This window comes from Streptomyces lushanensis (assembly GCF_001700515.1).
Classification (GTDB): domain Bacteria; phylum Actinomycetota; class Actinomycetes; order Streptomycetales; family Streptomycetaceae; genus Streptomyces; species Streptomyces lushanensis.
On the sequence record NZ_MAUD01000477.1, the window covers coordinates 1 to 8,074 of the forward strand.

Below are 8,074 nucleotides of genomic sequence, written 5' to 3' on the forward strand. Positions count from 1 at the left end.
CGGCAGCGTCCGCTGTGTATAAGAGGCAGGAGATGGCGGGCGGGGGCCAGATCCACGTCGTCGTCGAGGAGTTCGACCACGGGCATCGCACGGCTGACGCCCGGTCGCTCCTCGGCCGTGCCCAGCCGGTCGAAGGGCGCCCAGGCGTCGAGCACGGTGGCGTGGACGGTCGTCCAGTCGACGCTGTCCCGGCCGCCGCCCGCGTCCCGGCCACCGGCCGTGGAGAGCTCGGCGGTGTCGACCAACAGCACTTCGGGAGAGGGGCGTTCGCCCGTGACGGGCTTGCGCAGGATCCACAGATGGAGCGGAATGCCATAGGGAGGCGCGGCTCCCGCGGGCAGGGCGACCACGGCGCGCAGGGCTCCACGGCGCAGCAGATCGGCACGGACGCGGCGGCCGGAGCGGCGGGACGCGACGGCGGGCGGCATCAGCAGGACGGCGGTGCCGCCGGGCCGCAGCCGGGCCAGCGCGTGCTGGGCCCAGGCCAGTTCGGACTCCGTGCGGGCCGGGAACCCGTACTCCCAGCGCGGATCGTAGGCCAGTTCGTCATGGCCCCAGTTGCGCTCGTTGAACGGCGGATGGCAGAGCACGACGTCGACGGCGAGCCGGGGGAAGGCGTCGGCGCGCAGTGTGTCCCCGGCGCGCGTCCGGACCTCGGCCTCGGCGCGGTCCGTGCCGTCCGCGCGGAGGGCGAGGCGCAGTCCGGCGAGCGCGGCGAGTTCGGGGGCGGCGTCCTGGGCGTACAGGACGGTCGCGTGCGGCAGGGCGCACAGCAGCGCGCCGGTGCCGCAGGCGGGATCGAGAACGGTCACGTTCCCGGCGGAGGACGGCCGGGCGTCCGGTACCGCCAGCGCGGCCATCAACGCGGCGGCCTCCGCGGGAGTCGACGTGTACTGGCGCGGATTGGCGTCGAGATGGCGGCCGAGCAGGAACTCGAAGGTCTGGTGGGGGCCCAGCTCCGCCGCCAGTTCGGCGACACTCCGCAGCAGCGGAACCGAGGGAAGCAGTTCACGCGCGCCCGGAGTGTGAACAGCGCTCTCCACCGGCGCGCCGAAGTGCACGGCGAGCACCTCGCCGAGCGCCACGGGCAGCAGTTCCGCGAGCTGGGCGTCGGACGCCGCGGCCAGCCGCCGCCACCACGTGGGCCTGTCCCGTACGAGCAGCAGCACGCAGCCGGCGCGGACAAGGGCGGCGGCGGCGGTCGCACCGTCGCCCGGCAACTCCTGCCAGACCCGTTCACGCAGCGGTACCTCGGCGATTTTCCCCTGGTCACGCAGCCATCGCTCGACCTGGCCCAAGGCGAAGGACGGGCTGGTCTCGGTGCCGCCGACGGGCTGGGGGAAGTCGGCGTGCCGCCGCCGCCAGTTGCTCACGGCGGCCCGCCCCACACCCGCGAGCCGGGCGATTCCCGCGGCCGTCACCTCTGCTGCGTTCTCCGGCACCTGGCTGCCTCCCTCACCGTGCGGCTCCGCTGTGGCCGTGCGCTGTGGCGCTGAGCATAGCGGCGCGGACGAACGGTCCGGTTCACAGCGTAGACCAACCTGAAGAAGAGAAGCGATGTTGACTCGGTTCACAGCTTCTGCTGTCATTGACCCATCGCCGCACGGGATGGCTTTGAAGTCCCGCTCACACTTGTATGCCCGTCCTCGGAGGCACACCCATGTCGCAGTCCTCGCCGCAGTACCCGCAGTCGTCGCCGTATCCGCAGGCTCCGGTGCCGCCGGGACACGGCGCGCCGGTGGCCGCCCGCAACGGCCTCGGTATCGCCTCCCTGGTCCTGGGGATCGTCGGTGCCGTCTCGGGTCTGATCCCGTTCCTCTTCTGGCTGGCCGCCGTCCTCGGGCTGACCGGACTGATCCTCGGGCTGGCCGGACGGGGCAGAGCCAAGCGCGGGGAGGCCACGAACAAGGGAGTGGCCACCTCGGGGGTCGTTCTCGGACTGCTCGCCCTGGTCCTCGCGGCGATCGGCGCGTTCCTCACCTTCAAGCTCGTGGGTGACGCCGTGAAGGAACTGGACAAGGCGACGTCCTCGGTAGGTTCCACGCCCGGGGCGGCGGGCGGTACGGACGGCAAGGCCGGCGGCGGAGCGGGCGAGGCGAAGGGCGAGGGCACGGGCGAGACGCTCGGGGCCGGCGACTCCGCCGTCTACGACGACGATCTGACCGTCACGGTGTCGAAGCCCACCCCTTACACGCCCGGTGCGTACGCGGTCGGCCACACCAAGGGCAACAAGGCCTACAAGGTGACCGTGGTGATCGAGAACGCCGGCAAGGAGAAGTTCGACGCCACGCTGACGACCGTCACGGCGCGGGCCGGTGAGGACGGTGTCGAGGCGGAGTCGGTCTACGACGACACCGTCGGCCTCGGCTTCAGCGGCACGGTCATGCCGGGCAAGAAGGCCACGGTCCAGTTCGCGTTCGACGCGCCGCCCACCGCCGAGGCGCTCACCGTCGAGGTCGGCCCCGGCATCCTGCACGACTCGTCCCAGTGGGACCTGAAGCTCTGAGTCCCGGGGCCGCGCGCGGCCCCTCCACGCCATGTCGCAGCCGCAGTTACCGGAGAAACGTCATGACTGTCACCACCGCACCCCGAATCCGCCGCAGCGCACTCGCCGCCCTCTGCGCCGTCGCCGTTCTGACGCTCCCGGCCTGCGGAACGACCGGCTCGGACGGAAAGGCCGGCTCGGACGGAAGGGCCGGCGCCAAGGACGGCAGGGATCCCGTCAAGAGCGGCTCCAGCGAGAAGCCCGAGCCGTTCGCCGATCTCTCGGGCCCCGAGATAGCCCGGAAGTCCCTGGCCACGATCCGCGCCGCCTCCTCCCTCAGGCTCAAGGCCGATACGAAGGAGGGTACGGGGACCGTCCTCACCGACATGGCTCTCGACAAGAAGGGCGACTGCGCGGGCACGATGTCGATGAACGGCGAGGGCACCACGACCCTCTCCAAGATCGGCGCGACCGTCTACATGAAGTTCGACGAGAAGATGCTGCGGGCCCAGGGCGAGGGACAGCCCGAGAAGGAGACCGACGCCGTGGTCGAAATGCTCGCCGACCGCTGGGTGAAGACCGACGCCAAGGCTCCGGACGCCAAGGACTTCGTGGGGTTCTGCGATCTCGACGAGTTGCTGGCCGAGTTCGCCGACGGCGACAGCGTCGCCCGCAAGGGACCGCTCACCACGGTGGACGGACAGCCGGCGATCACACTCACCGAGACCGACGGCACCTCCGACTACACCATGTACGTGGCCACCGAGGGCAAGCCGTATCTCCTGAAGGTGGTCGTCAAGGGCAAGGACGCGGGCACGATGGCCTTCACGGACTTCGACAAGCCCGTCCCGGCCGAGGTCCCCGACGACAAGGACATCGTGGACCTGGACAGCCTCGGCGGCTGACACGTCGCCGCATCGCACCGGGGAGGCCACCGCAGGGGAGTGGCCTCCCCTCCGGCCTTCCCGGGAGCCTCCCCGCGGCCTCCCCCCGCGGCAGGCGGGCCGCCGGGAGGGCCGGGCCCGCCGTCAGCCGCCGCACTGCGCGAGCATGGTCCTCTTGTCCGGGGCCGTCACCGGCAGTTCGTACTTGAGCGCCACCTGTGCGAACCGCACCGCGTAGGAGCAGCGGATCACCTTGCTGGGCGGCAGCCAGGACGCCGGACCCGAATCGCCCTTGGAGCTGTTGGACGGACCGTCCACCGGCAGGAGATTGAGCGGATCGTTGGCGAGCTGCTCGCGCTTGTCCTCGTCCCAGCGGGCCGCGCCCAACTGCCAGGCGTACGACAGCGGCACCATGTGGTCTATCTGGACGGCCGCCGCCTTCCGCTTCTTCCAGTCGATCTCCTCGCCGGTGTACGGGTCGTGCAGGGTCATCGACATCACGACACAGTCGGAGCCCGAACGGAACCGAACGTTCTGGCCGTCGCGCTTCAACAGGTCGTTACGTGTGTCACAGCCGTTCCGGGCCAGGGGCACACCGTCCGCCGTGTCCATCCACGCGTAGCCGAACGCGTCCCGCGAGTAACCCGTCTTCGGCCCGCGCCCTTTGGTGGACACACCGGCGATCAGGTCCCGGGCGGCCGACTCGTCCTTCTCGGAGGAGATCGCCGCCAGCCCCGGCTTCGTACCGTCCGGATCGGCCAGGGGGCTGGTCCCGTGGCTGCCGGAGGCCGGTGATCCGCCCCCCTGCCAACCGCTTCCGTCGGTCAGTCCACCGCCGGCGCAGCCCGTCAGCACCGCCGCGAGTACCACTGTCCCGGCCACCACCGAGCCGGTGCCGTCAGCCCGTCCACGAGACGCCCGCACTCCGCGACCCCCCACTTGCCCGCCCTTCCGCCGAAAAGCCTCCGCCGACAACAGAGTGCCCCGCCGGATCCGTCCCAGACACCGCTGCACGGCTCAGCCCGAGGCGGCGCGCTCGGGCGGGGTGTCCAGACGGGAGAACATCCCCGTCAGCCCCTTCTTCAGGAACTTCGCCAACGGCCGCTCGACCAGACGGTGTACGAGCCAGCTCAGCACCAGCATCCCGGCGATCAGCCCGATCACCAGCAGCCGGGCGTCGACGCGGTCACGGAGATGGTGGATCACCACGACCCCGACCGCGTAGTGCGTCAGATAGAGCGGATAGGTCAGGGCGCCCGCCGTGGTCAGCCACTTCCAGCGGATCCGGTCGGCCAGGCCCAGCGCGACGCCCGCCATGACGAGCAGGAAGACCGTGTAGAGGAACACCGAGCCGCTCCAGGTCGACACGTCCTCGAACTCGACCCGGTGCAGGATGTCGTTCTGCGACATGACCCAGGACATGCCCAGGATGCACCACAGCAGCGGATCCTGGCCGAAGCGGTGCATCAGGTACAGGGCAAGTCCGGCGATGAAGAACCAGGCGGCGTCGGGGTTGCTGAGCGTGACCAGGACCGGGATGCCGGACTTCCCCGCGAACACCGCGGCCGTGCCCCAGACGCAGCAGAAGACGACCACCTTGCGGTAGGTCAGACCGGTGGCCACCACGAGCAGGAAGATCAGGTAGAAGCGGAGCTCGGCCCAGAGCGTCCAGTAGACGTTGTCGACGTCCCGCACGCCCATGCCCTTCTGGAGCATGGACAGGTTGAGGATCCACTGCGTGGGCTTCAGCGGCTGGAAGACCGCCGGGAGGGCGGTCAGGACCGCCGTGGTGAACAGCACCGCGAACCAGTAGGCCGGGTAGAGGCGGATCACCCGGGAGACGAAGAAGTCCCTCGGCCGCCGTCCCCAGGAGGACATGCAGATGACGAAACCGCTGATGACGAAGAAGAACTCGACGCCGAGCCATCCGTAGGTGGCGACCGGGAAGACGTCCGGGAAGATCCCCGAGACCGGACGGCCCCAGATGGGATTGTCGGGCCGGTCGGCGCGGGCTGTGCCGATGTAGTGGTGCACCACCACCATCAGGGCCGCCACGAGGCGCAGCCCGTCGATCACATAGAGCCTGCTCCCGCGCCGCGCGCCCGACGGCGCCGCGGATCTCTCCCGTCCGGCGGGTGCGGCGGCGGGGAGGGTACTGACATCGACCATCTCGGGCTGCGGTATGTGGCGCTCGTCCGGGGTCGTCTCGGCCTGCTTCATGTGTCCTGTTGCCCATCTGGTGCGGTCGAGGCAACCGGACGGGGCGCAGAAGGGCAAGCGCGTACACCCTGACGGTTCAGCCGTTGCCCCGCTGAACGGTATCCAGGCAGTCAAGGCGGCCAGGGCGAACCGAAGGTGTCCAGAAGGCAACGGGGAGTTCAAGTGTTGTCTCGACCGCCGTGGCGCGCCCCCCGTCGCAGCGCCCCCGCAGCCGCGGTGCCGCCCCCGTCAGTCACGGTGCGCCCCCGGTCGCGGCGGCTCCCTCGTCGCGGCCTCCGCCGTCGCCGTGCCGCCGCCCCTCCGCCCGGGGGGCGCGCGTGCGGCGGACCGCCGCCACACACGCCCGTACCGGACGGCGCCTACGACCCCTACGACCCCAGGATCGTCGCCAGGAACTCCCCCGTCCACGCCAGCAGTTCCCGGCCCACCACCGGCTTGCCGCCGATCCTGCCCGTCGTCGGACGCGGGACCAGGATCTGGTGGGCGGCCGGCTTGACGACCGTACGGGGATGGAGCCGCTTGAGGCGGAGCTCCTGCGACTCCCTCAGCTCCACCGGGGCGAAGCGCACATTCTGCCCCTGGAGCACGATCTCGCCCACTCCGCACGCCCGCGCGAGCATCCGCAGGCCCGCGACGAGCAGGAGATTCTCCACCGGCTCCGGGAGCTTGCCGTAGCGGTCGGTCAGCTCCTCGCGGACCGCCGTGATGTCCGCCTCGGTGTTGGCGGAGGCGATCGCGCGGTACGCCTGGAGCCGCAGCCGCTCGCCCGGCGCGTAGTCGTGCGGGACGTGCGCGTCCACCGGGAGCTCGATCTTGACCTCCAGCGGCGGCTCCTCCGCCGCGCCGTCGGGGCCCTCCAGCGACGCCCGGTAGTCCGCGACCGCCTCGCCCACCATCCGTACGTACAGGTCGAAGCCGACGCCCGCGATATGGCCGGACTGCTCGCCGCCGAGGAGATTGCCCGCGCCGCGGATCTCCAGGTCCTTCATGGCGACATACATGCCCGCGCCCATCTCCGTGTGCTGGGCGATCGTCGCGAGCCGCTCGTGCGCGGTCTCGGTCAGCGGCTTCTCCGGCGGATACAGGAAGTAGGAGTACCCGCGCTCCCGCCCTCGCCCGACCCGGCCCCGGAGCTGATGGAGCTGCGAGAGACCGAAGTTGTCGCCGCGCTCCACGATCAGGGTGTTGGCGTTCGAGATGTCGATACCGGACTCCACGATCGTCGTGGAGACCAGGACGTCGAACCTCTTCTCCCAGAAGTCCACCACCACCTGCTCCAGCGCGCTCTCGCCCATCTGTCCGTGCGCCGTCGCGATCCGCGCCTCGGGCACGATCTCGCGCAGCCGCGCCGCGGCCCGGTCGATCGACTCCACCCGGTTGTGGATGTAGAAGACCTGGCCCTCGCGCAGCAGCTCGCGCCGTACGGCCGCGCCGATCTGCTTCTCCTCGTACGGTCCGACGAAGGTGAGCACCGGATGCCGCTCCTCCGGCGGTGTCGTGATGGTCGACATCTCGCGGATACCGGTGACGGCCATCTCCAACGTACGGGGAATGGGTGTCGCGGACATGGTGAGCACGTCCACATTGGCGCGGAGCTTCTTGAGCTGCTCCTTGTGCTCCACTCCGAAGCGCTGCTCCTCGTCCACGATGACCAGGCCGAGATCCTTGAACTTGGTCTCGGACGAGAACAGCCGGTGCGTGCCGATGACGACATCGACCGCGCCCTCCCGCAGCCCCTGGAGCGTCGCCTTCGCCTCCGCGTCCGACTGGAAGCGGGACAGCGCCTTCACGGAGACGGGGAACTGCGCGTACCGCTCGGAGAACGTGCCGAAGTGCTGCTGCACCAGCAGCGTCGTCGGTACCAGGACCGCGACCTGCTTGCCGTCCTGGACCGCCTTGAAGGCCGCCCTCACGGCGATCTCCGTCTTGCCGTAGCCGACGTCGCCGCAGATCAGCCGGTCCATCGGGACCGTCTTCTCCATGTCCTCCTTGACCTCGGCGATGGTGGAGAGCTGGTCGGGCGTCTCCACGTACGGGAAGGCGTCCTCCAGCTCCCGCTGCCAGGGCGTGTCCGGGCCGAAGGCATGGCCGGGGGCCGCCATCCGCGCCGAGTAGAGCTTGATCAGGTCGGCGGCGATCTCCTTGACGGCCTTCTTGGCGCGCTGCTTGGTCTTCGTCCAGTCCGCGCCGCCGAGGCGGTGCAGCGTCGGGGCCTCGCCGCCGACGTACTTGGTGACCTGTTCGAGCTGGTCGGTGGGGATGTAGAGACGGTCACCGGGCTGGCCGCGCTTGGCCGGCGCGTACTCGACCAGCAGATACTCGCGGGTCGCGCCCTGCACCGTGCGCTGCACCATCTCCACGTAGCGGCCCACGCCGTGCTGCTCGTGCACGATGTAGTCGCCCGCCTCCAGGGTGAGCGGATCGATGGTCTTGCGGCGCTTGGCCGGCATGCGCGCGCCGTCCTTGCCGGCCAAGCGCCGCAAGA

Annotated in this window: 6 protein-coding genes; 2 read left to right on the plus strand and 4 right to left on the minus strand. The window is 70.4% G+C overall.

Going from position 1 to position 8,074, the window contains the following annotated elements; all coding sequences use genetic code 11:
• The coding region (locus tag BFF77_RS29980) for an N-6 DNA methylase (protein ID WP_245703816.1) at positions 1–1,442 on the minus strand (1,442 nt) is incomplete at its 3' end.
• 218 nt (positions 1,443–1,660) lie between these two features.
• On the opposite strand from BFF77_RS29980, the gene BFF77_RS29985 reads away from it, so the two are divergent.
• Together BFF77_RS29985 and BFF77_RS29990 are read left to right on the plus strand one after the other, a co-directional pair.
• Positions 1,661–2,506 carry a DUF4190 domain-containing protein gene (locus BFF77_RS29985; RefSeq protein ID WP_066956232.1) on the plus strand — a complete coding sequence of 282 codons (846 nt, stop codon included), beginning with the start codon at positions 1,661–1,663 and terminating at the stop codon, positions 2,504–2,506.
• A gap of 62 nt (positions 2,507–2,568) precedes the next feature.
• Entirely contained in the window at positions 2,569–3,390 is an 822-nt protein-coding gene (locus BFF77_RS29990) for a hypothetical protein (RefSeq protein WP_245703818.1), read from the plus strand.
• 123 nt (positions 3,391–3,513) lie between these two features.
• On the opposite strand, the gene BFF77_RS29995 is transcribed toward BFF77_RS29990, so the two are convergent.
• From BFF77_RS29995 to mfd, 3 genes are all read right to left on the minus strand, one after another.
• Positions 3,514–4,251, minus strand: coding sequence for an HNH endonuclease family protein (locus tag BFF77_RS29995; protein WP_425424445.1), 738 nt, complete (start codon positions 4,249–4,251; stop codon positions 3,514–3,516).
• A gap of 135 nt (positions 4,252–4,386) precedes the next feature.
• Positions 4,387–5,589 carry an acyltransferase family protein gene (locus tag BFF77_RS30000; RefSeq protein ID WP_107422290.1) on the minus strand — a complete coding sequence of 401 codons (1,203 nt, stop codon included), beginning with the start codon at positions 5,587–5,589 and terminating at the stop codon, positions 4,387–4,389.
• Positions 5,590–5,957: 368 nt separating this feature from the next.
• Positions 5,958–8,074: transcription-repair coupling factor (gene mfd, locus BFF77_RS30005; protein ID WP_066956238.1), on the minus strand; the 2,117-nt coding region annotated here is incomplete at its 5' end.